The 25,653-nt window shown below is 56.4% G+C and carries 19 protein-coding genes; 13 read left to right on the top strand and 6 right to left on the bottom strand.

What is annotated here, in order from left to right:
* The first annotated feature begins 79 nt into the window (after positions 1-79).
* From OGX81_RS17785 to yegS, 10 genes are all read left to right on the top strand, one after another.
* Positions 80-1,327, top strand: coding sequence for an MdtA/MuxA family multidrug efflux RND transporter periplasmic adaptor subunit (locus OGX81_RS17785; protein WP_047462585.1), 1,248 nt, complete (start codon positions 80-82; stop codon positions 1,325-1,327).
* Positions 1,327-4,449: a multidrug efflux RND transporter permease subunit MdtB gene (gene mdtB, locus OGX81_RS17780; RefSeq protein WP_012131683.1), complete on the top strand. Its 3,123-nt coding sequence runs from the start codon at positions 1,327-1,329 to the stop codon at positions 4,447-4,449. Before OGX81_RS17785 ends, mdtB begins: the two co-directional genes overlap by 1 nt.
* Complete coding sequence (gene mdtC / locus OGX81_RS17775) at positions 4,450-7,536, top strand: multidrug efflux RND transporter permease subunit MdtC (RefSeq protein ID WP_012131682.1); 3,087 nt, start codon at positions 4,450-4,452, stop codon at positions 7,534-7,536. It abuts the gene before it with no gap.
* Complete coding sequence (locus tag OGX81_RS17770) at positions 7,533-8,948, top strand: MFS transporter (RefSeq protein WP_012131681.1); 1,416 nt, start codon at positions 7,533-7,535, stop codon at positions 8,946-8,948. Before mdtC ends, OGX81_RS17770 begins: the two co-directional genes overlap by 4 nt.
* Positions 8,945-10,348 carry an envelope stress sensor histidine kinase BaeS gene (baeS, locus tag OGX81_RS17765; protein ID WP_047462573.1) on the top strand — a complete coding sequence of 468 codons (1,404 nt, stop codon included), beginning with the start codon at positions 8,945-8,947 and terminating at the stop codon, positions 10,346-10,348. Before OGX81_RS17770 ends, baeS begins: the two co-directional genes overlap by 4 nt.
* Complete coding sequence (baeR, locus tag OGX81_RS17760; RefSeq protein ID WP_012131679.1) at positions 10,345-11,067, top strand: envelope stress response regulator BaeR; 723 nt, start codon at positions 10,345-10,347, stop codon at positions 11,065-11,067. Before baeS ends, baeR begins: the two co-directional genes overlap by 4 nt.
* A gap of 209 nt (positions 11,068-11,276) precedes the next feature.
* The gene (gene trhP / locus OGX81_RS17755; RefSeq protein WP_104868464.1) at positions 11,277-12,638 is read left to right on the top strand and encodes a prephenate-dependent tRNA uridine(34) hydroxylase TrhP; all 1,362 of its coding nucleotides are present in this window, start codon (positions 11,277-11,279) and stop codon (positions 12,636-12,638) included.
* 399 nt (positions 12,639-13,037) lie between these two features.
* Positions 13,038-13,301 carry a type II toxin-antitoxin system RelE family toxin gene (locus OGX81_RS17750; protein ID WP_012131677.1) on the top strand — a complete coding sequence of 88 codons (264 nt, stop codon included), beginning with the start codon at positions 13,038-13,040 and terminating at the stop codon, positions 13,299-13,301.
* A 95-nt stretch (positions 13,302-13,396) separates the two neighbouring features.
* The gene (locus tag OGX81_RS17745; protein WP_012131676.1) at positions 13,397-13,771 is read left to right on the top strand and encodes a helix-turn-helix domain-containing protein; all 375 of its coding nucleotides are present in this window, start codon (positions 13,397-13,399) and stop codon (positions 13,769-13,771) included.
* 146 nt (positions 13,772-13,917) lie between these two features.
* Positions 13,918-14,817, top strand: coding sequence for a lipid kinase YegS (gene yegS / locus OGX81_RS17740; protein ID WP_104868463.1), 900 nt, complete (start codon positions 13,918-13,920; stop codon positions 14,815-14,817).
* Between the two features lie 78 nt (positions 14,818-14,895).
* Here the strand turns inward: yegS and OGX81_RS17735 are convergent, their stop codons facing one another.
* The 4 genes from OGX81_RS17735 to dalD all read right to left on the bottom strand — a co-directional run bounded on the left by OGX81_RS17735 (position 14,896) and on the right by dalD (position 19,792).
* Positions 14,896-15,558: an HAD family hydrolase gene (locus OGX81_RS17735; protein ID WP_104868462.1), complete on the bottom strand. Its 663-nt coding sequence runs from the start codon at positions 15,556-15,558 to the stop codon at positions 14,896-14,898.
* Positions 15,559-15,606: 48 nt separating this feature from the next.
* The gene (locus OGX81_RS17730) at positions 15,607-16,884 is read right to left on the bottom strand and encodes an RbtT/DalT/CsbX family MFS transporter (RefSeq protein WP_104868461.1); all 1,278 of its coding nucleotides are present in this window, start codon (positions 16,882-16,884) and stop codon (positions 15,607-15,609) included.
* A 67-nt stretch (positions 16,885-16,951) separates the two neighbouring features.
* Positions 16,952-18,415 carry a xylulokinase gene (gene xylB, locus OGX81_RS17725; protein ID WP_012131671.1) on the bottom strand — a complete coding sequence of 488 codons (1,464 nt, stop codon included), beginning with the start codon at positions 18,413-18,415 and terminating at the stop codon, positions 16,952-16,954.
* A gap of 9 nt (positions 18,416-18,424) precedes the next feature.
* Positions 18,425-19,792 carry a D-arabinitol 4-dehydrogenase gene (gene dalD, locus OGX81_RS17720; protein WP_047462567.1) on the bottom strand — a complete coding sequence of 456 codons (1,368 nt, stop codon included), beginning with the start codon at positions 19,790-19,792 and terminating at the stop codon, positions 18,425-18,427.
* Between the two features lie 210 nt (positions 19,793-20,002).
* On the opposite strand from dalD, the gene OGX81_RS17715 reads away from it, so the two are divergent.
* Positions 20,003-20,944, top strand: a complete 942-nt coding sequence (locus tag OGX81_RS17715) for a sugar-binding transcriptional regulator (protein WP_012131669.1) — start codon at positions 20,003-20,005, stop codon at positions 20,942-20,944.
* Here OGX81_RS17715 and OGX81_RS17710 read toward each other — a convergent pair.
* Positions 20,941-21,972 carry a LacI family DNA-binding transcriptional regulator gene (locus OGX81_RS17710; RefSeq protein WP_104868460.1) on the bottom strand — a complete coding sequence of 344 codons (1,032 nt, stop codon included), beginning with the start codon at positions 21,970-21,972 and terminating at the stop codon, positions 20,941-20,943. The two genes, OGX81_RS17715 and OGX81_RS17710, sit on opposite strands and share 4 nt — an antisense overlap.
* A gap of 164 nt (positions 21,973-22,136) precedes the next feature.
* On the opposite strand from OGX81_RS17710, the gene OGX81_RS17705 reads away from it, so the two are divergent.
* Positions 22,137-22,886, top strand: a complete 750-nt coding sequence (locus tag OGX81_RS17705; RefSeq protein WP_024130189.1) for an SDR family oxidoreductase — start codon at positions 22,137-22,139, stop codon at positions 22,884-22,886.
* Between the two features lie 11 nt (positions 22,887-22,897).
* On the top strand, positions 22,898-24,505 hold the full coding sequence (locus OGX81_RS17700) for an FGGY family pentulose kinase (protein WP_047462561.1): 1,608 nt from the start codon (positions 22,898-22,900) through the stop codon (positions 24,503-24,505).
* Positions 24,506-24,566: 61 nt separating this feature from the next.
* On the opposite strand, the gene fbaB is transcribed toward OGX81_RS17700, so the two are convergent.
* Complete coding sequence (fbaB, locus tag OGX81_RS17695) at positions 24,567-25,619, bottom strand: class I fructose-bisphosphate aldolase (protein WP_012131665.1); 1,053 nt, start codon at positions 25,617-25,619, stop codon at positions 24,567-24,569.
* Positions 25,620-25,653: the final 34 nt, after the last annotated feature.

The raw sequence follows: 25,653 nt of genomic DNA, 5'->3' as shown, positions 1-25,653 counted from the left end.
TTCCTCCATTTTTCTCCCGTTATGGATGACTAAACTAGTATCATTCCGCGAAACGTTTCAGGATGAGAAACTTATAACGATGAAAGGCAGTAAAAAATCCCGCTGGGTGATAGCAATCGTGGTCGTTGTGGCGGCCATTGCCGTGTACGGGTTCTGGCATAGTCGCAGCGAAACCCAGGGGAATGCGCCGGGCGCTAACGAACATGCGCAACGTCAGGCTGGCGCAGGACGTCGCGGCATGCGTTCCGGCCCGCTGGCGCCGGTTCAGGCGGCCACCGCAACGGAACAAGCCGTACCACGCTATCTGACCGGGCTGGGCACGATCGCTGCCGCCAATACCGTCACGGTACGCAGCCGCGTGGATGGTCAACTGATGGCGCTGCACTTCCAGGAAGGACAACAGGTCAAAGCGGGTGATCTGCTGGCGGAAATCGATCCCAGCCAGTTTAAAGTCGCCTTAGCGCAAGCGCAGGGGCAGCTCGCGAAAGACAAAGCCACGCTGGCGAATGCCCGTCGCGATTTAGCACGCTATCAACAGCTGGTGAAAACCAACCTTGTCTCCCGCCAAGAGCTGGACGCGCAACAGGCGCTGGTCAGCGAAACAGAAGGCACCATTAAGGCCGATGAAGCCAGCGTCGCCAGCGCGCAGTTGCAGCTTGACTGGAGCCGCATCACCGCACCGGTAGAGGGTCGCGTGGGGTTAAAACAGGTGGATGTCGGTAATCAAATTTCCAGCGGCGATACCACAGGCATTGTCGTTATCACCCAGACACACCCAATCGATCTTATTTTTACCTTGCCGGAAAGCGATATCGCCACCGTCGTACAGGCGCAAAAAACGGGTAAAACATTGACCGTTGAAGCCTGGGATCGCACTAACTCACAGAAATTAAGCGACGGCGTACTGCTCAGCCTGGACAACCAAATCGACGCCACGACCGGCACCATCAAAATCAAAGCCCGTTTTAACAACCAGGATGACGCGCTGTTCCCTAACCAGTTTGTTAACGCCCGCATGCTGGTCGATACGCAGCAAAACGCGGTGGTGATACCGACAGCGGCCGTGCAAATGGGTAACGAAGGCCACTTTGTCTGGGTACTAAACGATGAGAACAAAGTCAGCAAGCATCTGGTTAAACCGGGTATTCAGGACAGTCAGAAAGTGGTAATCAGCGCCGGGCTGTCGGCAGGCGATCGCGTAGTGACGGACGGGATCGATCGTCTGACGGATGGGGCGAAAGTCGAAGTGGTGGAAGCGCAAGCGCCTGCGGCGAAAGAAGATAAAGCCACGAATCGGGAATACGGTAAGAAAGGAGTGCGCTCCTGATGCAGGTGTTACCTCCGAGCAGCACAGGCGGCCCGTCGCGCCTGTTTATTATGCGCCCTGTCGCGACCACGCTGCTGATGGTGGCGATTTTACTCGCCGGGATTATCGGTTACCGCTTCCTGCCCGTCGCCGCGTTGCCGGAGGTGGACTACCCCACCATTCAGGTGGTAACGCTCTACCCCGGCGCCAGCCCGGATGTGATGACCTCTGCCGTCACCGCGCCGCTTGAACGCCAGTTCGGGCAAATGTCCGGCCTGAAACAGATGTCGTCGCAAAGTTCCGGCGGCGCATCGGTTGTAACGTTGCAGTTCCAGCTGACTCTGCCGCTGGATGTCGCCGAGCAGGAAGTACAGGCCGCCATTAACGCGGCCACAAACCTGCTGCCGAGCGATCTGCCTAACCCGCCGGTATACAGCAAAGTTAACCCGGCAGATCCACCGATCATGACGCTGGCCGTCACCTCAACCGCTATGCCCATGACGCAGGTGGAAGATATGGTGGAAACCCGGGTGGCGCAGAAAATTTCCCAGGTTTCCGGCGTAGGGCTGGTCACGCTGTCCGGCGGCCAACGCCCGGCCGTGCGTGTGAAGCTGAATGCGCAGGCGATTGCCGCGCTGGGGCTTACCAGCGAAACGGTTCGCGCCGCCATCACCAGCGCTAACGTCAACTCGGCGAAAGGGAGCCTTGATGGCCCAACTCGCGCGGTCACGCTCTCTGCTAACGATCAGATGCAGTCTGTCGATGAGTATCGCCAGTTAATCATCGCCTGGCAGAACGGCGCGCCGGTACGTCTGGGCGATGTGGCAACGGTCGAACAAGGCGCGGAAAACAGCTGGCTCGGCGCGTGGGCCAATAAAGAACAGGCCATTGTGATGAATGTGCAGCGCCAGCCCGGCGCCAACATTATCTCCACGGCGGACAGCATTCGTCAGATGCTGCCGCAGCTTACGGAAAGCCTGCCGAAATCGGTCAATGTCACCGTGCTGTCGGATCGCACCACCAACATTCGCGCTTCCGTTACCGACACCCAGTTCGAACTGATGCTGGCGATTGCGCTGGTGGTGATGATCATCTACCTGTTCCTGCGTAATGTCCCCGCCACAATCATTCCGGGCGTCGCCGTGCCGTTATCGCTGATCGGCACTTTTGCGGTAATGGTCTTTCTCGATTTCTCGATCAATAACCTGACGCTAATGGCGCTGACCATCGCCACCGGCTTCGTCGTGGACGACGCGATTGTGGTGATTGAGAACATTTCGCGTTACATCGAAAAAGGGGAAAAACCGCTGGCGGCGGCGCTTAAAGGCGCTGGCGAAATCGGCTTTACCATTATTTCATTAACCTTCTCGCTGATTGCGGTACTGATCCCGCTGTTATTCATGGGCGATATCGTCGGGCGTTTGTTCCGCGAATTTGCGGTCACGCTGGCGGTAGCGATCCTGATCTCCGCCGTCGTGTCGCTGACCCTGACGCCCATGATGTGCGCCCGGATGCTCAGCCAGGCGTCGCTGCGCAAGCAAAACCGCTTCTCCCGCGCGGCGGAAAAAATGTTTGATCGCGTCATTGAGAAATACGGTCAGTGGCTGGCAAAAGTGCTCAACCATCCGTGGCTGACGCTGAGCGTGGCGCTCGGCACCCTGCTTCTCAGCATCATGCTGTGGGTCTTTATCCCGAAAGGATTCTTCCCGGTGCAGGATAACGGCATTATTCAGGGCACATTGCAGGCTCCGCAATCCAGCTCGTTCGCCAGTATGGCCCAGCGCCAGCGCCAGGTGTCTGATGTGATTTTAAAAGACCCGGCGGTAGAAAGCCTGACCGCCTTTGTCGGCGTTGATGGCACCAACCCGGCGCTGAACAGCGCGCGTCTGCAAATTAACCTTAAACCGCTGAATGAACGTGACGATCGGGTACAGAAAGTCATCGCCCGCCTGCAACACGCCGTGGCGAAAGTGCCCGGCGTCGATCTCTACCTCCAGCCAACGCAGGATCTCACCATTGATACTCAGGTGAGCCGCACGCAGTACCAGTTTACGCTACAGGCCACCTCACTGGATGCGCTCAGCACCTGGGTGCCGCAACTGATGGAAAAACTCCAGCAGCTTCCGCAGCTTTCTGACGTCAGCAGCGACTGGCAGGACAAAGGTCTGGTGGCGTATGTGAACGTTGACCGCGACAGCGCCAGCCGTCTTGGCATCAGCATGGCGGATGTCGATAACGCCCTGTATAACGCCTTTGGCCAGCGCCTGATTTCGACCATCTACACCCAGGCGAATCAATATCGCGTCGTGCTGGAACATAACACCGACACCACGCCGGGGCTGGCGGCAATGGACACCATCCGTCTGACCAGCAGCGACGGCGGGATTGTGCCGCTTAGCGCCATCGCCAAAATCGAGCAGCGTTTCGCGCCGCTTTCCATTAATCACCTGGATCAGTTCCCGGTAACGACCTTCTCGTTTAACGTGCCGGATAATTATTCGCTCGGCGATGCGGTACAGGCCATTCTGGACACGGAGAAAACGGTCAACCTGCCAGTCGATATCACCACCCAGTTTCAGGGCAGCACGCTGGCCTTCCAGGCCGCGCTCGGCAGCACCGTCTGGCTGATCGTGGCGGCAGTGGTGGCGATGTATATCGTGCTTGGCGTGCTGTACGAAAGCTTTATCCACCCAATCACGATCCTCTCCACCCTGCCGACGGCGGGCGTCGGGGCGCTGCTGGCGCTCATGATTGCCGGTAGTGAACTGGACGTGATTGCCATCATCGGGATCATTTTGTTGATCGGTATTGTGAAGAAGAACGCCATCATGATGATCGACTTCGCCCTGGCCGCCGAGCGCGAGCAGGGAATGGCGCCGCGTGATGCGATTTTCCAGGCCTGTCTGCTGCGTTTTCGCCCGATTCTGATGACCACGCTGGCGGCACTGTTAGGCGCGCTGCCATTGATGTTAAGTACCGGCACAGGCGCGGAATTACGCCGCCCGTTAGGGATTGGCATGGTAGGCGGCCTGCTGGTCAGCCAGGTCTTAACCCTGTTCACCACGCCCGTCATCTATCTGCTGTTCGACCGCCTGTCGCTGTATGTGAAAAGCCGCTTCCCCCGCCAGGAAGAGGAGGCGTAAATGAAATTTTTCGCCCTTTTCATTTACCGCCCGGTGGCGACCATTTTAATCTCCATCGCCATTACGCTCTGCGGCGTGCTGGGTTTCCGGTTATTGCCGGTCGCCCCGCTGCCACAGGTGGATTTTCCGGTCATTATGGTGAGCGCATCGCTTCCGGGCGCTTCGCCGGAAACCATGGCGTCGTCGGTCGCCACGCCGCTGGAGCGTTCGCTCGGACGCATCGCGGGGGTCAGTGAGATGACCTCCAGCAGCTCGTTGGGCAGCACGCGAATTATTCTTCAGTTTAACTTTGACCGCGATATCAACGGCGCGGCGCGTGACGTACAGGCGGCAATTAATGCCGCACAGAGTCTGCTGCCCAGCGGGATGCCCAGCCGCCCGACCTACCGTAAAGCCAACCCGTCCGACGCGCCGATTATGATTCTGACGCTCACATCGGACACCTGGTCGCAGGGAGAGCTGTATGACTTCGCCTCAACGCAGCTGGCGCAGACAATCGCGCAAATTGACGGCGTCGGCGATGTGGATGTCGGCGGCAGTTCGCTGCCCGCCGTGCGCGTGGGGCTTAACCCGCAGGCGTTGTTTAATCAGGGCGTATCGCTGGATGACGTGCGCAGCGCCATCAGCAATGCCAACGTGCGTAAGCCGCAGGGCGCGATCGACGACAAGACTCATCGCTGGCAGGTTCAGACAAATGATGAACTGAAAACGGCGACGGAATACCAGCCGTTGATTATCCACTACAACAACGGCGCCGCCGTGCGTCTGGGCGATGTCGCCACGGTAACTGACTCGGTACAGGATGTGCGTAACGCCGGGATGACCAACGCCAAACCGGCGATTTTGCTGATGATTCGCAAGCTGCCGGAAGCCAATATCATCCAGACGGTAGACAGCATTCGCGAGAAGCTCCCGGAATTACAAACGCTGATTCCCGCCTCAATTGACCTGCAAATCGCTCAGGATCGTTCCCCGACGATTCGCGCCTCGCTGGAGGAAGTGGAGCAGACGCTGGTTATTTCCGTCGCGCTGGTCATTCTGGTGGTCTTTTTATTTCTGCGCTCCGGGCGCGCAACGTTGATTCCTGCCGTTGCGGTTCCCGTGTCGCTGATTGGCACCTTCGCCGCAATGTACCTGTGCGGTTTTAGCCTGAACAACCTGTCGCTGATGGCGCTGACTATCGCCACCGGGTTTGTCGTCGATGACGCCATTGTGGTGCTGGAAAATATCTCCCGCCATCTTGAAGCCGGCATGAAGCCCTTGCAGGCGGCGCTTCAGGGAACGCGTGAAGTTGGCTTTACGGTGCTCTCCATGAGCCTCTCCCTGGTGGCGGTATTCCTGCCGCTCTTGCTGATGGGGGGATTGCCCGGAAGATTATTACGCGAGTTTGCCGTCACCCTTTCGGTGGCGATCGGCATCTCGCTGCTCGTCTCGCTCACGCTAACCCCCATGATGTGCGGCTGGATGCTGAAGTCCAGCAAGCCTCGCGAGCAGACGCGAAGCCGCGGCTTTGGCCGTCTGCTGACTGGCCTGCAACAGGGGTACGGCACATCGCTGAAATGGGTGCTAAACCATACGCGGCTGGTGGGCGTCGTCTTGTTGGGCACCATTGCGCTGAATATCTGGCTCTATATTTCCATCCCCAAAACCTTCTTCCCCGAACAGGATACAGGCGTACTGATGGGCGGCATTCAGGCTGACCAGAGTATTTCGTTTCAGGCGATGCGCGGCAAACTTCAGGACTTTATGAAGATCATTCGCGACGATCCGGCGGTCGACAACGTGACCGGCTTCACCGGCGGTTCGCGGGTCAACAGCGGGATGATGTTTATTACGCTGAAATCACGCGGCGAGCGCCATGAAACGGCGCAGCAGGTTATCGACCGGCTGCGGGTCGCGCTGGCAAAAGAGCCGGGCGCAAACCTGTTTCTGATGGCGGTGCAGGATATCCGCGTCGGCGGGCGGCAGGCTAACGCCAGCTACCAGTATGCCCTGCTGTCTGATGATTTAAGCGCGCTGCGGGAATGGGAGCCGAAAATCCGTAAAGCGCTGGCGGCGCTCCCCCAACTGGCGGACGTTAACTCCGACCAGCAAGATAACGGCGCGGAGATGAACCTGATTTACGACCGCGAAACCATGTCCCGGCTGGGGATCGACGTGCAGGCCGCCAACAGTCTGCTGAATAATGCCTTCGGTCAACGGCAAATTTCCACCATCTATCAGCCGATGAACCAGTATAAGGTTGTGATGGAGGTTGACTCACGCTATACCCAGGACATCAGCGCGCTGGAGAAGATGTTCGTCATTAACAGCGACGGGAAGGCGATTCCGCTCTCTTATTTTGCAAAATGGCAGCCCGCCAATGCGCCGCTGTCAGTGAATCACCAGGGGTTGTCCGCCGCCTCGACTATCGCGTTTAACCTGCCTACGGGCACGTCGCTGTCCGAAGCGACGGAAGCCATCAACCGGGCGATGACACAGCTTGGCGTACCGTCAACGGTGCGCGGCAGTTTCGCCGGCACGGCACAGGTTTTCCAGGAGACGATGAATTCGCAGGTGATTCTGATCCTGGCGGCGATCGCGACGGTCTATATTGTGTTGGGGATATTGTATGAAAGTTATGTTCATCCGCTGACCATCCTCTCTACCCTCCCCTCCGCAGGCGTGGGGGCGCTACTGGCGCTGGAGCTGTTCAATGCCCCGTTCAGCCTAATCGCGCTCATCGGGATCATGCTATTAATTGGCATTGTGAAGAAAAACGCCATCATGATGGTCGATTTTGCGCTTGAGGCACAGAGAAACGGCAACCTGACGCCGGAACAGGCGATTTTCCAGGCCTGTCTGCTGCGTTTTCGCCCAATCATGATGACCACGCTGGCGGCGCTGTTTGGCGCGCTGCCGCTGGTTATCTCCGGGGGCGATGGTTCAGAGTTACGTCAACCATTAGGGATTACGATCGTGGGCGGACTGGTGATGAGCCAGCTGCTGACGCTCTATACCACCCCGGTGGTCTATCTCTTTTTCGACCGTCTGCGGCTGCGTTTTTCACGTAATAATAGCCAACCGGAATCCATAACAGAGCCATGACAGAACTTCCTGACAGCACACGCTGGCAACTCTGGATTGTGGCATTCGGCTTTTTTATGCAATCGCTGGATACCACAATCGTCAACACCGCGCTTCCCTCTATGGCGCTCAGTCTGGGGGAAAGCCCGCTGCATATGCACATGGTCGTGGTTTCCTATGTACTGACCGTGGCGGTAATGCTGCCTGCCAGCGGCTGGCTGGCAGATAAAGTCGGCGTGCGTAATATCTTCTTTACCGCCATTGTGCTGTTTACGTTGGGATCGCTATTTTGCGCCTGGTCCAGCACGCTGAATGAACTGGTGCTGGCGCGCGTTTTACAGGGCGTGGGCGGCGCCATGATGGTGCCGGTCGGCAGACTGACGGTCATGAAGATCGTTCCGCGCGAACAATATATGGCGGCAATGACGTTCGTCACGCTGCCCGGTCAGGTCGGGCCGCTGCTCGGCCCGGCGCTGGGCGGCATTCTGGTCGAGTACGCCTCCTGGCACTGGATTTTCCTGATTAACATTCCGGTCGGCATTGTCGGGGCGATTGCGACGCTCATGCTGATGCCGAACTACACCATGCAAACCCGGCGCTTCGATCTTTCAGGGTTCCTCCTGCTGGCCGTCGGCATGGCGGTACTGACGATGGCGCTGGACGGCAGCAAAGGCACGGGGCTCTCGCCTCTCTCACTGGGCGCACTGGTGTTGTGCGGCATCCTGGCGATTGCGCTCTACCTGAAACACGCCAAAAACAATCCGCGCGCGCTGTTTAGTCTGGCGCTGTTTCGCACCCACACCTTCTCGCTGGGCCTGTCTGGTAGCTTCGCCGGGCGCGTCGGGAGCGGCATGCTGCCCTTCATGACGCCGGTCTTTTTGCAGATTGGTCTGGGGTTCTCGCCGTTTCATGCCGGGTTGATGATGATCCCGATGGTACTCGGCAGCATGGGAATGAAACGTATCGTCGTACAGGTGGTAAACCGCTTTGGCTATCGTCGCGTACTGGTCGCCACCACCCTCGGTCTGTCGCTGGTCAGCCTGCTGTTTATGAGCGTTGCGATGCTTGGCTGGTATTACGCCCTGCCCTTTGTGCTGTTCCTGCAAGGCATGGTCAACTCCACCCGTTTTTCATCCATGAACACCTTAACGCTCAAAGATCTGCCCGATGAACTCGCCAGCAGCGGCAACAGCTTGCTGTCCATGATCATGCAGCTGTCGATGAGTATTGGCGTGACCATCGCCGGGCTGCTGCTGGGCATGTTTGGTCAACAACATATCGCGGCCGACAGCGGCGCGAGCCACACGGTGTTTATGTATACCTGGCTGTGCATGGCCCTGATTATCGCGCTGCCCGCACTCATCTTCGCCCGGGTGCCGAACGACACGCATAAAAACGCCGTCATTTCACGACGCAAAAGGAGCACGCAATGAAGTTCTGGCGGCCCGGTATTACCGGCAAATTGTTTCTGGCGATTTTCGCCACCTGCATTGTCTTGCTGATCAGCATGCACTGGGCCGTACGCATCAGCTTTGAGCGTGGGTTTATCGACTACATCAAACATGGCAACGAACAGCGGTTGCAGATGCTCGGCGACGCGCTGGGCGAGCAGTACTCGCTGCACGGCAACTGGCGTTTTTTACGCAATAACGATCGCTTCGTTTTCCAGATCCTGCGCTCTTTTGAGCATGACAACGACGATAACAAACCCGGCCCCGGGATGCCGCCGCATGGCTGGCGAACCCAATTTTGGGTCGTCGATCAACACGCCAATGTGCTGGTCGGCCCGCGAGCGCCAGTCCCGCGTGATGGCACCCGCCGGGCTATTCACGTAAACGGTGTGGAGGTTGGCGCGGTGATTGCCTCTCCCGTTGAGCGACTGACGCGCAATACCGATATTAATTTTGATAAGCAACAGCGCCGTACCAGCTGGCTGATCGTGGCGTTGTCGACTCTGCTGGCGGCGCTGGCGACGTTTCCGCTGGCGCGCGGGTTGCTGGCGCCCGTTAAGCGGCTGGTGGAAGGCACGCACAAACTGGCCGCAGGCGACTTCACGACGCGCGTAACGCCGACCAGCGCGGATGAACTGGGTAAACTGGCGCAGGATTTTAACCAGCTCGCCAGCACGCTGGAAAAAAATCAGCAAATGCGCCGCGATTTTATGGCGGATATCTCCCACGAACTGCGCACGCCGCTGGCGGTATTGCGCGGTGAGCTGGAGGCTATCCAGGACGGAGTCCGCCAGTTTACGCCCGAATCGGTGGCCTCGCTCCAGGCTGAAGTCGGCACGCTCACCAAGCTGGTTGACGATCTGCATCAGCTTTCTATGTCCGATGAAGGCGCGCTGGCGTACCAGAAAACATCGGTGGACCTGATTCCCCTGCTGGAGGTGGCGGGCGGCGCGTTTCGCGAGCGCTTCGCCAGCCGTGGGCTGACGTTACACTTTTCCCTTCCTGACAGCGTGATGGTATTCGGCGATCCGGATCGTCTGATGCAGTTATTCAATAATCTGCTGGAAAATAGTCTGCGCTACACCGACAGCGGCGGCAGCCTGCACATTTCCGCCGAGCAGCGCGACAACATGCTGCTGTTAACGTTCGCCGATTCCGCGCCCGGCGTTCGCGATGAGCAGTTACAAAAACTGTTTGAACGTTTCTACCGCACAGAAGGCTCCCGCAACCGCGCCAGCGGCGGGTCCGGTCTGGGACTGGCGATTTGCGACAATATCGTACAAGCGCATAATGGTCGTATCCGGGCGTCCCATTCGCCTTTTGGCGGGCTTAGCATTACAGTAGAGTTACCGCTGGAACGCGATTTACAGAGAGATGTATGACTGAGTTACCCATTGATGAAAACACGCCGCGTATTTTAATCGTGGAAGATGAACCCAAGCTGGGACAACTGCTGATCGACTATCTGCGCGCCGCAAGTTATGCCCCCACGCTAATCAGTCATGGCGATCAGGTATTGCAGTATGTGCATCAAACACCGCCAGACCTGATCCTGCTGGACTTAATGCTGCCAGGTACGGACGGCCTGACGCTGTGCCGGGAAATTCGCCGTTTTTCTGACGTGCCCATCGTGATGGTCACGGCAAAGATTGAAGAGATCGACCGCCTGCTTGGGCTGGAGATTGGCGCCGATGATTACATCTGCAAACCTTACAGCCCCCGTGAGGTGGTCGCTCGCGTGAAAACGATTTTGCGCCGCTGCAAGCCGCAGCGTGAGCTGCAACAGCTGGACGCGCAAAGCCCGCTGATTGTCGATGAAGGCCGTTTTCAGGCATCCTGGCGCGGCAAGATGCTCGACCTGACCCCCGCAGAGTTTCGCCTGTTGAAAACGCTGTCTCACGAGCCGGGGAAAGTCTTCTCCCGCGAGCAGTTGCTTAATCATCTCTACGATGATTATCGCGTGGTGACGGACCGCACCATTGACAGCCACATCAAAAACCTGCGCCGCAAGCTGGAATCGCTGGACGCCGAACAGTCGTTCATCCGTGCGGTATACGGCGTCGGGTATCGCTGGGAAGCGGATACCTGCCGGATTGCATAAGTCACGCCTGCAATAGCCGGATGACGCTCCGCTGATCCGACCGACAAATAAGAGCGTTGTCGGCCAGAGAAGGCGCTACGCCGCCATCCGGCGTTTTTCTTTACCTGCCTCCCCCACAGCGCTACAATGCCCGCCCTTAACGTAGGGGCACTCCCCTAACCGCCTCATTCAGTGAAGCGGATCTGACCTGTCATCAGAACGAGAAAATTATGTTTAAACCGGAACTCCTTTCCCCGGCGGGAACGCTGAAAAATATGCGTTACGCTTTCGCTTATGGCGCAGATGCCGTGTATGCGGGCCAGCCGCGTTACTCCCTGCGCGTGCGCAACAACGAATTTAACCACGAGAATTTGCAGCTCGGCATTAACGAAGCCCACGCGCTTGGCAAAAAATTCTATGTGGTCGTGAACATTGCGCCGCATAACGCGAAACTGAAAACCTTTATTCGCGATCTTAAACCGGTTGTGGAAATGGGGCCGGATGCGCTGATCATGTCCGATCCCGGGCTTATCATGCTGGTACGTGAAAACTTCCCGGAGATGCCGATTCACCTTTCGGTGCAGGCCAACGCCGTAAACTGGGCAACGGTGAAGTTCTGGAACCAGATGGGGCTGACCCGCGTTATTCTTTCCCGCGAACTGTCGCTGGAAGAGATTGAAGAGATTCGTCAACAGGTGCCGGAAATGGAGATCGAAATCTTCGTACACGGCGCGCTGTGCATGGCCTACTCCGGTCGTTGCCTGCTCTCTGGCTACATCAACAAACGCGATCCGAACCAGGGAACCTGCACCAACGCCTGCCGTTGGGAATATAACGTGCAGGAAGGGAAAGAAGACGTCGTGGGCAACATCGTCCATAAATACGAACCGATTCCGGTACAGAACGTCGAGCCGACGCTGGGTATCGGCGCACCGACCGACAAAGTGTTTATGATCGAAGAAGCTCAGCGTCCGGGCGAATACATGACCGCGTTCGAAGATGAACACGGCACCTACATCATGAACTCGAAAGATCTGCGCGCCATTGCTCACGTTGAACGCCTGACCAAAATGGGCGTGCACTCACTGAAAATCGAAGGCCGTACCAAATCCTTCTACTACTGTGCGCGTACCGCTCAGGTTTATCGCAAAGCGATCGACGATGCCGCTGCGGGCAAGCCGTTTGATCCGCAACTGCTGGAAACGCTGGAAGGCCTGGCGCATCGCGGTTACACCGAAGGCTTTCTGCGTCGCCACACGCATGATGACTACCAGAATTACGAGTACGGTTACTCTGTTTCTGAACGTCAGCAGTTCGTGGGTGAGTTCACCGGCGAGCGTAAAGGCACCCTTGCCGCCGTTGCCGTGAAGAACAAATTCTCCATCGGCGACAGCCTGGAGCTGATGACGCCGCAGGGGAACGTCAACTTCACTCTGGAGCATATGGAAAACGCCAAAGGTGAAACAATGCCGGTGGCGCCTGGCGATGGCTACACCGTCTGGATGCCGGTGCCGCAGGATATGGATCTGAATTATGCGTTGTTAATGCGTAATTTTTCCGGCGAATCCACGCGGAACCCACACGCTAAGTAGTTAATCCACGTTATTTTTTCATTATGGGAAGATTCTTAGAAATCGATCACATACCGCCTCGTTCATTACGGGTATTATCCGAGGCGCTGAAAAACATAACCCATAAATGCTAGCTGTACCAGGAACCACCTCCTTAGCCTGCGTAATCTCCCTTACGCAGGCTTATTTTTTATCTCATCGTTGCACACTGGAAAAGAGCCATTCCCTCCAGTATCCACATCTTAGTTGTTCCATTCTCGTTTCACATCCATGTGTTTTTGGCACACACGCCTTGTTCACTCAGCGCCCTTCCCCTATAAAAATAGAGGTATAATTTGACAATATAGGGTTAAAACCCTATATTTAAGACCTGCCATGTAGGGTGTGCTCTTTAACAATTTGTTTTACAGGGGATGTTTTATGACCCAGATACTCTGGACGGGTAGAGCCGTTAAGGATCTGCGAAAGCTACCTGCTGATGATCAAAAAGCTGTACGTGAGAAAGTAAACGCCATGCAGTTATACCCAGACATTAGCTCTCTGGATATCAAAAAACTCACGGATCAAGACGGGCAGTACAGATTAAGGGTGAAAAGCTATCGAGTTCTCTTCGTATTTGTAAACGGAGAGCCGCTGATCGTTGAAATTCAGCGCATATTACGCCGTAGCTCATCAACCTACTGACAGACGGCGGGGAAACCCGCCCGTTTCCCTCTGTAAACAATTTGTTAATTAACCGACAACAACTATTAGCATGTAAATGTAAAAAAGGTAATCTTATGGCCGCTATCCAATTTATTACAGACAGTCGAGGCCGCAGAGTCTCTGCTGTTGTGCCAATTGACCTCTTCGAAAAGTTAGTTAGCGACAGAGATCTTGATGAACTGTATGACACTGTACAAGACGAATCAGGCGCATCTGATAATGTTCGTTACCCCAACGAAGTGATCAGCATACTTTCTGAGCGAAATTGCACCATGCAAGCGGCATGGCGCATTTACAGAGGGATGACGCAAAAACAGGTTGCGGAAGCCCTGGGCATCAAACAGGCGACTGTCTCAGAGTTTGAGAAGTCAGAACGCCCACGTAAAGATAACATCGAAAGATTAGCAAAACTGTATAACTGCGCTCCCGAGCAACTCATCCTCGAATAGCCCAAAAAGCCCCGGTTTCCGGGGCTTTTTGGGCTGAGTCTTTATCCTTTCCTTTACGCTCCTGATTCATTTTCAGCCTGTTCTGACCTTTCCGCGCCTTTTCTGCTATACACTTTCAACAGGTTAACGACAGAGGCAAACAAAGGATGGCTACGTTTCCCGCCAGCTTACTGATTTTAAATGGCAAAGGCGCTGATAATCAGCCCCTGCGCGACGCGATAGGGCTACTTCGCGATGAGGGCGTGGAAATTCACGTCCGGGTTACCTGGGAAAAAGGCGATGCCCAGCGTTATGTTGATGAAGCCCGACAGCTTGGCGTTGAGACAGTTATTGCGGGCGGCGGCGACGGCACCATCAATGAGGTTTCCGCCGCGCTGATTCAGTGTCAGGGCGGCAACGTTCCCGCGCTTGGCATTTTGCCTCTGGGCACGGCCAATGACTTCGCCACCAGCGCTGGCATCCCGGAAGCGCTGGATAAAGCCTTAAAACTGGCGATTGCCGGTAACGAGGTTGCGATCGATATCGCTCAGGTCAACGATAAAACCTGCTTTATTAATATGGCGACAGGGGGTTTCGGGACGCGCATCACCACCGAAACACCGGAAAAACTCAAGGCCGCGCTGGGCGGCGTCTCTTACTTTATTCATGGGCTGATGCGCATGGACACCCTCAAGCCCGATCGCTGTGAGATTCGCGGCGAGAATTTTCACTGGCAGGGCGATGCGCTGGTGATTGGCATTGGTAATGGTCGTCAGGCCGGTGGCGGACAACAGCTCTGCCCTGGCGCACTCATTAATGACGGGCTGCTGCAACTGCGGATCTTCACCGGGGAGGAGCTGCTTCCGGCGCTGTTTTCCACATTGACGCAGCCGGAAGAGAACCCCAACATTGTCGATGGCGCATCCGCCTGGTTTGATATTCAGGCTCCGCATGAAATCACCTTTAACCTCGATGGCGAGCCGCTCAGCGGTCAGGAATTTCATATTGAAATACTTCCCAACGCGCTGCGTTGCCGTTTGCCGCCAGACTGCCCGTTACTGCGCTAACGAAAAAAGAAAGTAAGCGCAGAGAGGGATAATCAGACCGGCGACATCCCGGAACCTCTGCGCTCACAAACGGGTCATTTACCCTGCGGCCCGAACCGGCGGGGCCAGCGTATCCAGGAGTTGCGGCATTGACGTGTAGCGCCCGATGGCCTCACTAAAGCAGGGATGTTGGCAGCCGTCAGACACCACGATGGTATCAATTCCGGCGGCCTGCGCGGCGCGAAAACCGCTCAGGCTGTCTTCAATCACCAGACACTCTGCGGCGGGCAGGCCCAGCTTTTTCAGCGCGGAGAGATACACCGCCGGGTGCGGTTTGCCGTAGCGTTCATCGTCAGCGCTGCAAATGACGTCAAAATGCCCCCGGAGATTAAGTTTAGAGAGAACAGCCTCAATAACCTGATGGGATGATGACGTAGCCAGCGCAATCCGATACCCCCCGTGGCGAAAATGATGCAATACCGCGTAGACGCCGTCCATCGCTTCGCCTTCCGTTACAATAAGTCCGGTAATGCGTTTGCGAATGGCCGACTCCAGCACCCCGGGGTCTGTCTGCAACGGGCAGTATTCGCACCAGACGCGGGCAATCTCATCCAGTCGCTTCCCTTTGGTTAACGTTTCACACTCCTCGTCATTAACCGTCACTCCCCAGCCTGCCAGCGCGTCTTTTTGCGCCTGACGCCACAGCCCTTCGGAGTCAATGATGACGCCATCCATGTCGAAAATTACCGCTTTACTCTTCATCATTTGCCGCCTTAAAAAGGCCCGGCAGCGCAGCCGGGCCCGACATCATTAAGAAATACCGACCGTCTCGCCTTCACATGCCTCCTGACGCGTGAATCCGGGTTGTTCAACACGAATGAACGGACACAGAATAAACGCCACAATATAGAGCAACGTATACGCAATCACGACGCCAATGGTGCTGAAGTGCGGTAACAACACCACGGCGATCGCCGGGGCGAGGAAGTTGGAAAGCCCAGCCGACAGGTTGTAGACCGAAATCGCGGCCCCTTTGTGTTTTGGCTCAAGCGCAGGAAAGACGGCGGCCATCGGCACAAACGCGGCAACGAAGATCCCCAGCGCGATTGCCGGAACCAGCGCCATCGCGAAGTTATGGCCAAAGTGCTGCGGAATGTAATAAAACGCGAGGCTGGAGAGCGCCATCCCGATGCAGCCAAACCAGCGGACAACCTTCATCCAGCCCATTTTCTCTGCCAGTACGCCCCAAAAGACGTTGGAGAAGATGGTTGTGAAGAAGAACGCCGCCCATACCTGTAGCCATTCAGAGGTGGTGAAGCCCAGTTCATCCACAAACATCATCGGCATGACCACCGCAAAACCGAACAGCGATAACGTATTGATAATACGCACGATACTGGACAACATAATGCTACGGTTGGTGTAAATCAGCGTGACCGCACGCCCCAGTTCGCTGAACTTTTCACGGGTGGTGAGGTTTTGCATATGGCGCGGCGTTTCAATTTTACGCAGCGAAACCAGCGCGATAACACCGCCGGTCAGACAGAACGCCAGCGCCAGCCACAGGGTGCCCATTTCGCCAATATGCGGAATGGTAAAACTCGGGATATAACTGCCGAAAACGCCGATCCCAATAGAGTAGACCGCCCAGAACCAGCCCAGCGCGGCGCTGGTGCTGTCGCTGCGGACGTTATGCACAATGGCGACGATAAACGCGTAAAGGAACAGCGGATACGCCAGACCGCGAATACCGTAAAACAGCAGAATTAAGGCGTAGTTGGACTGACCCAGCCCAAAAACGAGGAACAATACGTGGAATACGCACCACAGCACAAAGCCGATCATCATGGTTTTTTGCGGCGTGATGATCTCCGCCACTACACCGGATACCCAAGCCGACAGCGCCGCCGCCAGGCCATATAGCGTAAAGGCAAAGGAGGCTTCCGCCGGGGTAAAACCCAGCGCTTTGATGTAGTGCGACAAAAATGCCAGCTCGAAACCATCACCAGTCATGAATACGGCGATGGCGATATACCCCCAGACCAGACTTAAGGGTAATCCCAGCCATTGTTTGTTAGTTAACGACATATTGACCTCGTTTTAGGGTGCAGGGAGCCACTCCGGTACATTCACCGGAGGGCTTTTGTTATAGAAATTATTGATTTCGATAGTTCAGGTCGTTTCGGTACAGTGCGTTAAACTGCTGATAACGCTGCATCAGCGCCGTGTGGCGAACCGGATCGCCATACCAGGTTTTGTAGACTTCCGGTTTTTCGCAAACGGACGCCAACGGTTTACCTGCCGCAAGGCACGCCAGTCGCGCCGCGCCCAGCGCGCCGCCGGTTTCTCCGCCTTTGTGCGTCACCACGGGCATATCCAGAATATCTGCCAGCAGTTGCGCCCAGAACGGACTTCGGGCGCCGCCGCCCACCAGCGAACATTGTTCGATATTTGTACCGCTCTCTTGCAGAACACGAAGCCCGTCAGCGATGCCGAAACTGACGCCTTCCAGCACCGCATACCCCATCAGCGCGCGCTGGCTGGAGTGCGTCAGCCCCCAGAACATGCCCCGGGCGTCAGGATCGTTATGCGGCGTGCGTTCGCCGGAAAGGTACGGCAGGAACATCGGCGCGCTGGCTTTTTCCGCATCGCTTAACTGCGCGATTTCTTCCAGCAGTTCCGTTTCCGTTGTCCCTACCAGGCGGCAGAACCATTGCAGACAGCTGGCGGCGCTGAGCATTACGCTCATCTGGTGCCATAGATTCGGCAGGACATGGCAAAAAGCATGTACTGCGGATTGCGGCGCGGGACGGTACGCGTCCGTCACCACAAACAGCACGCCGGACGTCCCCAGTGAAATAAACGCATCGCCGGGCGATACCGCGCCAACGCCAATAGCGCTGACCGCGTTGTCTCCGCCGCCCCCGGCGACCACCACCGAAGGGGTTAACCCCCAGCGTTGCGCGACGACGGGATCGAGCGTGGCAGAAATATCGCAGCCTTCCACCAGCTCCGGCATATTGGCCCGCGTCAGCCCGCATTTCTCCAGCAGCGCATCCGACCAGTCGCGCTTCTCGACGTCAAGCCACAGCGTCCCTGCTGAATCGGACATGTCGGAGACTTTTTTACCCGTCATTTTGAAACGCAGATAATCCTTCGGCAGCAGCACCGTTTCGATGCGGGCAAAATTCTGCGGTTCATGGCGACGCACCCACAGCAATTTCGGCGCGGTAAACCCCGGCATCGCCAGGTTACCGGCAACCTGATGCAGCTCTGGGGCGATTTCTTCCAGCTCTGCACACTCCTGGGCGCTACGGGTGTCATTCCACAGAATCGCCGGGCGGATCGTATTCCCGGCGGCGTCAAGCAGTACCGCGCCATGCATCTGACCGGAAAGACCGATCGCCTTAATCGCCTGCCAGTGATGACCACATTTCTCCCGCAGGGTGGACATCAGATACTCCGTCGCGTCCCACCAGGCTTCCGGTGATTGCTCTGACCAGTGTTGATGGGGCCGCTGAATCGTCAGCGGCGCGCTATGGGTGGCGACAATGTCATTATTTTCATCAATGACCAGCGCCTTCACTTCAGATGTGCCGAGATCGATACCCAGATACATAGCCACCTCTCAGTTAATCAGCGTGTGAACAGCGGCGATTTTCTCGCGCAGCAGCGCGGCGAAATCATCACGTTCCGTCAGGTCGCCAAACAGCGCTTTATCACTGGCATACGCCGCGATTGGATCGGCGGATTCAAACATGGCATGTACCGCTGGCGCATCCAAAATGCCGTCCTGGTATTCATAAGGCAGCGTGCCCTTGTGCCACTGCTCCATGAAGACGTAAAACAGTGCGGGCAGCATAGCGGTAGCGTTCGGCCGCGCACCGCGCTGATAGCACTCGCGCAGCGTCGGCGCAATCATCGCCGGGATTTTCGAGAATCCGTCGGCGGCAACGCGCTGGTTGGTATCCTGAATATGCGGGTTGGTAAAACGCTTAAGCACCACATCACGATAGGTCGGGAGATCGATGCCGTTATCTCCCAGGCAAGGGATCACGTCTTCCGTCACGTAGCGGTCGGCAATCTGGTAGATAAAGTCCGTCAGAGTGCTTTCATGAATATACTGCTGGCCGATTAACGTACCCGCCCACGCAATGCAGCTATGTGATGAGTTGAGGATGCGGATTTTCGCCTCTTCATACGGGATAACAGACGTCACCAGCTCCACACCGACATTTTCCAGCGCAGGACGCACATCGCGGAAACGATCTTCAACCACCCACTGGATAAAGGTTTCGCCCATTACCGGCGCTTTATCATCAATGCCCGTCTGCGCTTTGATACGCGCCGGAAGATCGGCTGCCGGACGCGGCGTGATGCGGTCCACCATCGTATTCGGGCAGGTCGCATTGGCGCTAAGCCAGTCAATCACCGCCTGTTTGCCGGTCAGTTGTAAAAACTCAACCAGACCATCGTGGAACCGTTCACCGTTGTGACGCACGTTGTCGCAGTTGAGCAGCGTCAGCGGCCCTGCGTTATTGGCCATACGCGCTTCCAGAATGCGGGTAATGACGCCGTAAATCGTTTTACAGCCGCCGTTGAGATCGCTCGCCAGATCGGGGTTATTCACTTCCAGCTTGTGGCTGGTGTTCAGGTAGTAGCCCCCTTCCGTCACGGTAAAGGCGATCACTTTGGTCTGCGCTCTGGCGCCTTCGGCAATCAGCGGCTGCAAATCCGCCTGCCACGGCAGCAGTTTCTGAATCGACGTGATCTCTTCGTACTCACGTTCGCCCTCCGGGCTGACCGTTTCCAGCACATAACGACCGTTTTGCGCCGCCAGCGCCTGCACAACGTGCTCGGCGTCATTGCGAATATTACCGGCGGCAATGTGCCAGCGCGTATCGCCGGAAGCGATCAGACGATGCAGATACCACGCCTGATGGGCGCGGTGAAAAGAACCTAAGCCAATATGAAGCCATGTGTATTGATCGTTCATTGTTCTGCTCTCCAGTGAGGTTATGCCTGCACTTTAGTCGATCATTTGTATTAAATAAGAGCCGTAGATCACAAAAGAGCAATTGCTCTATAAAATTACAAATGACCACAAAAGAGCAAAGAGCTTGCCTCAATCCTGAGCACCCGCCAGAATGACCTTATCGGTTGAGGGAAATTAACGCCCCCAACGCCACTCTTAAGGTAGGGAAACGTGAGCAAAGAAGATGACATCAGGCTGGATCAGAAAGTCCGGGCCGCATGGATGTACTACATTGCGGGTTTAAACCAAAGTGAGATAGCCAGCCAGCTTGGGACGTCAAGACCGGTGGTACAACGCCTTATCGCTGCGGCGAAAGAGGAAGGCATTGTTTCGATTGGTCTGCACCATCCCGTCGCGAACTGCCTCGATTACGCGCAGCTTTTGCAGGAAAAGTATCAGTTAATTAACTGCAATATTGTTCCCGCCTACAGCAGCGAAAGCACCCTCGACAGCGTAACCTTTGGCTGTTATCAACTGATGGCCCGCTACTTACAGGGCGACAAACCGACGGTAGTCGGCATTGGTTCCGGGTTGACGCTGAAAAAAACCATCAAACGCATTGATTTCGACAGTCGCAATACGCGCTGCGTGGCGTTGATCAGCGCCATGAACGAACACGGACAATGTAACTATTACGACGACGTCCCACTGTTGCTGGCGCGTAAAATTCAGGGCAAATATTACCAGTGGCCCGCGCCACGCTATGCGCAATCCTGTGATGAATACGAGATGTGGTGCACCAGCCGTCTGTTTCGCAACGTCTCTGCCGTCGCCGAAGCGTCGGAGGTCATTTTTGTCGGTATCGGCGCGCTGGGGAAACAGAGTCCTATCTTCAAAGACGGTTTTATCAATGAGGCGCAACTGGACGAACTGACCGCGCGCGGCGGCGTGGGGGAAATACTTGGCCGCTTTATTGACGCAGACGGCAACGTAGTGGATAGCCTCATCAACCGCTACATCACCAGCTACGATATACGCCAGAGCCAGTGTCCGCGTATTGCGGCGGCCTGCGGTGAAGATAAGCGCCCTGCTATCCTCGCCGCACTGAAAGGCGGCTGGATCAACGGCCTGGTCACCGATGAACATACCGCGCGCTGGTTGCTGACGCGCTAACGCGCCATGTTCTGGCTGGCGATCAATTCCGGCGGGATCTCAATACGACGTATTGTGGTGTCGCCGGAATCCACAATCTCAAACACTTTGTCCAGCATGGCTGGCACATCCTGGCGCACCATATCGATATCGTGCCCCAGCAGAGAGACAAACGGGTCCCAGTCAAAACAGCCCATTGGCGGCTGATGGCTTCCTGTCTGCCCGTTCTGCGCCAGCCAGCGCACCACCCCTTCGAGCGAAATTGTCGAATTAACAAACAGCCCCGGCAGCGGAATATCAGGCGACGGGTAGACCGATTTCAGTAGCCCTTCCACCCTTGCGGAAGAATAACCCGTAACCAGTTGCTGCGTTTCCGGCACCGTCAATCCACACGCTTTATGCGCGTCGAGGAAGCCGCGCAAACGTTCGGCGGTGTTATTGTCGGTGATTCGCCCCCCCACAAACGTCAGCGGAGCCAAAACGCCATACCGCTTTTGGCTGCTGGCGAGAATGCTTTCCGTCAGCGCTTTAGCCCCCGCATAGTTATCCGAAATAATCGACGGCGCCAGCGTTCCGGGCAGATCGAGGTTCAGCGTGGGCACACCCGCCTGATGACACATCTGCGCGATCTTATCCGGGTGCGTCGCCCCGGTGGCGATAACCCAGTCCACCTGCCAGGAGAGCATCGCCCTCGCCGCTTCAACCTCCAGATCCGGTTGACGCCGCGTACAGGTAATGATGGGCAGCAGCCCCCTGGCACGCGCCATCTCTTCAAACTTTTCAGCAATGGAGCCAAAGTAGCGGTTGTCGTATTTCGGGACAATCATCCCGATGACATTCGATTTCTTACTGCGAAGCAGGCTGGCCTGTCGGTTCACCGCATATCCCTGCTCTTCAGCAATCCGGGTCACCTTCTCCGCCAGCTTTGCGCTAATGCGTCGCTTCTTCCAGTTGCCATTCAAAATTGCGCTCACCGCGCTGGCGGAAACCCCGGTTAACTCAGCCAGGTCGTAGATGGTTGTTTTCTTCGTTTTCTCAACGCGCGTCACAAAATCGCCTCTTCATTTTGAATGTCTCTTGCTGAGGAAATAAACAAGTGCTAGATCAGCTTCATCGATTGAGCAATATGCTTCACACGCCAGTCAGAACGCCCCCGTTCTTCGCGCAGAAGCAAATACACCTTAAAAATCACCTATGCATAAAGGATTATAAAATGAATCACTCTGTCCCCTCCATGAATACTTCCCTCAACGGCAAGGTTGCAGCCATTACCGGCGCAGCCTCCGGTATCGGCCTTGAGTGTGCGAAAACCCTGCTTGCCGCAGGAGCAAAAGTGGTCCTGATCGACCGCGAAGGCGAGAAGCTGAAGAAAATCGTCGCGGAACTGGGCGATAACGCGTTTGCGCTGCAAATCGACTTGTTCAATACCGGGCAGGTCGACAACCTGCTGGCAGGCATTATCGAGCTGGCCGGTGGGCTGGATATTTTCCATGCTAACGCAGGCGCTTACATTGGCGGGCCGGTCGCCGAGGGCGATCCTGACGTCTGGGATCGCGTACTGAACCTCAACATCAATGCCGCATTTCGCTGCGTCCGCGCCGTATTGCCGCATATGATTGCGCAAAAATCCGGCGATATCATTTTCACCAGTTCTATCGCTGGCGTTGTACCGGTCATCTGGGAACCTATTTACACGGCCTCCAAATTTGCCGTTCAGGCCTTTGTCCATACAACCCGCCGTCAGGTGTCCGAACATGGCGTACGCGTCGGAGCGGTGCTGCCGGGGCCGGTAGTGACCGCGCTGCTGGACGACTGGCCGCAGGCGAAAATGGAAGAAGCGCTGGCAAATGGCAGCCTGATGCAGCCGATCGAAGTCGCAGAATCGGTACTGTTTATGGTCACTCGTTCGAAAAACGTCACTGTTCGCGATCTGGTTATCCTCCCCAACAGCGTTGATCTGTGAGGAAAAGCGCCATGAACAGCTTACAGAAAACCGTTATCGGCGTGGATGTTGGTTCAGGCAGCGTCCGCGCAGGCATCTTCGACCTGAGCGGCACGTTGCTCTCTCATGTCACGCAAAAAATCACCACCACTCACCGGAGCGGCAGCCGCGTGGAGCAGTCCAGCCAGGAGATCTGGCAGGCCGTTTGTCACTGCATCCGGGAAGCGCTCAGGCAGTCCGGCGCGGCGCCGGAAAGCGTGGCGGGGATCGGTTTCGACGCCACCTGCTCGCTGGTGGTTCTGGATAAAAACGGCGCGCCGCTCCCCGTGAGCGCCGAAGGCGATGCGGCGCAAAACATCATCGTCTGGATGGACCATCGCGCGACTGAACAGGCTGAACGCATTAACGCCAGCCAACATCCGGTGCTGAACTATGTCGGCGGGAAAATCTCACCGGAAATGGAAACGCCTAAGATTTTATGGCTGAAGGAAAATCGCCGCGAGGTGTACGAAAACGCATGGCAATTTTTCGACCTTGCAGACTTCCTGACCTGGCGCGCCACCGGCGACCTTGCCCGCTCCATCTGTACAGTCACCTGCAAATGGACCTGGCTTGCTCATGAAAACCGCTGGGACCCGGACTATTTCCGCACGATCGGGCTGGCAGAACTGGCTGATGACGAGTTTGCCCGCATCGGGCAGCGCATCGTGCCGCCGGGTACGCCCTGTGGCGACGGCTTAACCGCGCAGGCGGCGCAGGAGATGGGCCTGCCTGCGGGCACACCGGTCGCCGTGGGTCTGATTGACGCCCATGCGGGCGGCATCGGGACTGTCGGCGTTGAAGGCGGCGCCCTCAATAATATGGCATATGTGTTTGGCACCTCATCCTGCACCATGACTTCAACGAACGATCCCGTTTTCGTTCCCGGCGTCTGGGGGCCGTATTACAGCGCGATGGTGCCAGGGCTCTGGCTTGTTGAGGGAGGGCAAAGCGCCGCGGGCGCGGCTATCGATCAGCTATTGGCGTTTCATCCCGCCGCCGAAGACGCGCGGAAACTGGCGCAGGAGGCAGGATTACCGCTGCCGGTTTATCTTGCCGATCGGGTGTCAGAAAAAGCGCCGCAGGCGTCGGACGCCGTCACGCTGGCGGCGGGTATTCATGTTGTACCGGAGTTTTTAGGCAACCGCGCACCGTTTGCCGACCCGCACGCACGCGCCGTTATTTGCGGCTTGGGTATGGAACGCGACCTGGACAATTTACTGGCGTTGTATGTGGCGGGACTGTGCGGTATCGGTTACGGTTTGCGGCAAATTATTGATGCGCAGAATGCCTGCGGCGTACGGAACAAAAATATCGTGATTAGCGGCGGTGCGGGTCAGCATCCTCTGGTGCGGCAACTATTAGCCGATACCTGCGGACTTCCGGTATTAACCACCCAGTGCAGCGAGCCCGTTCTATTAGGTTCCGCAATCCTTGGCGCCGTCGCCGGAAATATTTCCCCCTCGGTTGCCGAGGCCATGACGCAGTTTACGCATGTGGATACCTGTTATTACCCACAGACAGCGTATCAGCCATTGCATCATCGTCGTTACGAGGCCTATAAGCAATTGCAACACATGGCGAAAATGCTCAGAGAGTGATTTTTGCGCCGTCCTGATAACCAATACCCCTCCCCGAAAACCTGGGGAGGGATACGTGACATCAGGCAATCGTCACTTTATTGTCCAGGTAGACGTCCTGCACGGCGTTAATCAGTTTCACGCCATCCGCCATTGTTTTCTTGAAGGCTTTACGCCCCAGAATCAGGCCCATGCCGCCCGCGCGTTTGTTGATAACCGCAGTACGCACAGCGTCGCTGAGATCGGTCTCGCCGCCCGCCGCGCCGCCGGAGTTAATCAGCCCCGCGCGCCCCATATAGCAGTTAGCTAACTGGTAACGCACCAGATCGATAGGGTTATCGCTGGTCAGCTTGCTGTAAACACGATCGTCGGTGTAACCGAAATTCACCGCCTTATAGCCGCCGTTATTTTCCGCCATTTTTTGTTTGACGATATCTGCGCCAATCGTCGCCGCCAGGTGGTTAGCCTGCCCGGTCAGGTCGGCGGAAACGTGGTAATCCACGCCGTCTTTTTTAAATGCAGAGTTACGCAAGTATGCCCACAGGACGGTCACCATCCCCAGCTCATGCGCACGTTCAAAAGCGGCGGAAATCTCTTCAATCTGACGACGCGACTGCTCAGAACCAAAGTAAATGGTCGCGCCAACGGCCACGGCGCCCAGATTGAACGCCTGCTCAACGCTGGCATAGAGCGTTTGATCGTACTCCGTTGGGTAGCTCAACGTCTCGTTGTGGTTCAGTTTGACGAGGAACGGAATGCGGTGCGCGTAACGGCGTGAAACCGATGCCAGTACCCCATACGTCGAGGCCACGCAGTTACAGCCTGCTTCAATAGCCAGTTCGACGATATTCTTTGGATCAAAATAAAGCGGGTTTGCGGCAAACGACGCCCCGGCAGAATGTTCAACGCCCTGATCGACGGGCAGAATGGAGAGGTAGCCCGTTCCGGCCAGACGTCCGGTATTATACAGCGTCTGCATGTTACGCAGTACGGCAGGCGGACGGTTGTTATCAACCATCACGCGGTCTACGTAGTCATGTCCGGGTAAATAAAGTTGGTCAGAAGGAATGGTCATACAACGATGCTGTAAAAGGCTGTCGGCGTCTTTGCCAAGCAACTGCGCAATATCAGTCATAGCTATGCTCCCGTAAGTTCCGATTGAATACCGG

Origin of the sequence: Citrobacter sp. CK206 (assembly GCF_030333125.1) — a bacterium.
GTDB classification, from domain to species: Bacteria; Pseudomonadota; Gammaproteobacteria; order Enterobacterales; family Enterobacteriaceae; genus Citrobacter_B; species Citrobacter_B koseri.
The sequence above is the reverse complement of the archived record's forward strand: the minus strand, read 5'-3'. Positions and strand labels throughout refer to the sequence as shown.

Excerpts from the sequence above, each read along its gene's own strand:
- OGX81_RS17785 (WP_047462585.1), top strand. The coding sequence starts at position 80 with ATGAAAGGCAGTAAAAAATCCCGCTGGGTGATAGCAATCGTGGTCGTT.
- mdtB (WP_012131683.1), top strand. The coding sequence starts at position 1,327 with ATGCAGGTGTTACCTCCGAGCAGCACAGGCGGCCCGTCGCGCCTGTTT.
- mdtC (WP_012131682.1), top strand. The coding sequence starts at position 4,450 with ATGAAATTTTTCGCCCTTTTCATTTACCGCCCGGTGGCGACCATTTTA.
- OGX81_RS17770 (WP_012131681.1), top strand. The coding sequence starts at position 7,533 with ATGACAGAACTTCCTGACAGCACACGCTGGCAACTCTGGATTGTGGCA.
- baeS (WP_047462573.1), top strand. The coding sequence starts at position 8,945 with ATGAAGTTCTGGCGGCCCGGTATTACCGGCAAATTGTTTCTGGCGATT.
- baeR (WP_012131679.1), top strand. The coding sequence starts at position 10,345 with ATGACTGAGTTACCCATTGATGAAAACACGCCGCGTATTTTAATCGTG.
- trhP (WP_104868464.1), top strand. The coding sequence starts at position 11,277 with ATGTTTAAACCGGAACTCCTTTCCCCGGCGGGAACGCTGAAAAATATG.
- OGX81_RS17750 (WP_012131677.1), top strand. The coding sequence starts at position 13,038 with ATGACCCAGATACTCTGGACGGGTAGAGCCGTTAAGGATCTGCGAAAG.
- OGX81_RS17745 (WP_012131676.1), top strand. The coding sequence starts at position 13,397 with ATGGCCGCTATCCAATTTATTACAGACAGTCGAGGCCGCAGAGTCTCT.
- yegS (WP_104868463.1), top strand. The coding sequence starts at position 13,918 with ATGGCTACGTTTCCCGCCAGCTTACTGATTTTAAATGGCAAAGGCGCT.
- OGX81_RS17735 (WP_104868462.1), bottom strand. The coding sequence starts at position 15,558 with ATGAAGAGTAAAGCGGTAATTTTCGACATGGATGGCGTCATCATTGAC.
- OGX81_RS17730 (WP_104868461.1), bottom strand. The coding sequence starts at position 16,884 with ATGTCGTTAACTAACAAACAATGGCTGGGATTACCCTTAAGTCTGGTC.
- xylB (WP_012131671.1), bottom strand. The coding sequence starts at position 18,415 with ATGTATCTGGGTATCGATCTCGGCACATCTGAAGTGAAGGCGCTGGTC.
- dalD (WP_047462567.1), bottom strand. The coding sequence starts at position 19,792 with ATGAACGATCAATACACATGGCTTCATATTGGCTTAGGTTCTTTTCAC.
- OGX81_RS17705 (WP_024130189.1), top strand. The coding sequence starts at position 22,137 with ATGAATCACTCTGTCCCCTCCATGAATACTTCCCTCAACGGCAAGGTT.
- OGX81_RS17700 (WP_047462561.1), top strand. The coding sequence starts at position 22,898 with ATGAACAGCTTACAGAAAACCGTTATCGGCGTGGATGTTGGTTCAGGC.
- fbaB (WP_012131665.1), bottom strand. The coding sequence starts at position 25,619 with ATGACTGATATTGCGCAGTTGCTTGGCAAAGACGCCGACAGCCTTTTA.